The 969-nt window shown below is 74.9% G+C and carries 1 protein-coding gene; it reads left to right on the top strand.

The genetic code is table 11. From position 1 onward, the window contains the following. Positions 1-46 precede the first annotated feature (46 nt). Positions 47-850: a DUF8842 C-terminal domain-containing protein gene (locus tag GUY60_RS37895; protein WP_161706031.1), complete on the top strand. Its 804-nt coding sequence runs from the start codon at positions 47-49 to the stop codon at positions 848-850. Positions 851-969: the final 119 nt, after the last annotated feature.

The following is a 969-nucleotide window of genomic DNA, read 5'->3' as shown; positions in this document are numbered from 1 at the left end:
GGCCCGCCCCCACCCCGAACGACGTACCGAACTCCTAGGAGCACCCGTGCCGCGCATGCTCGACGTCAGCGACGACGTACGCGCCGAGATCGGCGACGAAGAGGCCGACCGGCTGCTCGCCGGTGACAACTCCCCGGGCAGCTACGACTGCACCTCCTGCCGCACCCCCGGCGACTCCGGGCAGGAACGCACCAGCACCGTGCTGTTCATCGGCGACGAGACCGCGGTCCTCGCCTTCGCCCACGCCACCTGCCTGCCCTCCCAGGTGGTCCAGGTCGCGGAGGAGCAGCTGCAGGGCGCCGTGCGTTCCATCACCGGCGAGGCCGACGCCGGTCCGCGCCCGGCGGCCGCCGCCGTACCCGCCACCGCCGGCGCCGCGCCCCAGCCGGCCGTCCTCGGCGTCACCAGCGGACTCGTCCTGCTCGCCGACGAGCTGTATCCCGCCCTGGTCGTGGAGCCGACCGGGCCGATCGCCCGCCCCGGTTCCATCGGCGGCGGCGACGACTTCCTGGCGCTCCTGGCCGAGCAGGGCTTCCAGCCGCTCGGCCAGGTCCAGGAGGTCCCGGCCGCGCTGCCCGGCTGGTCCGTACTGCTCGCCATGGGCCGGCTGCACGCCGTGCTCCAGCCCGGCAGCGCCGGCGCGGTCGCCTGGTGGCAGGCGCACCAGCCGCTCCAGGTCACCGACGGCTGGCGGACCGCCGCGACCAAGCTGGGCACCGTTCTGGTCTTCGCCGCCCCGGTCGGCACCATCGGCCGCCAGCCGCGCGAGGACCTGCTCCGCGACGCCCTGGACAAGGCCGCGGCGAACGGCCGCCTGGTGGCCGCGGCGATGCCGCTCGCAGGTACCTGATCCCGGCGAAGACGCTGGTCCACGCGAGGGCCTGACCGGATCGGCGGTGTCCGCACCGCATCCGATCAGGCCCTCGGGTCGTTGGCTGATACGTGCCGCCATACGACCCCTCCCACCAC

It is taken from the genome of Streptomyces boluensis (assembly GCF_009908195.1).
GTDB lineage: Bacteria > Actinomycetota > Actinomycetes > Streptomycetales > Streptomycetaceae > Streptomyces > Streptomyces boluensis.
The sequence above is the reverse complement of the archived record's forward strand: the minus strand, read 5'-3'. Positions and strand labels throughout refer to the sequence as shown.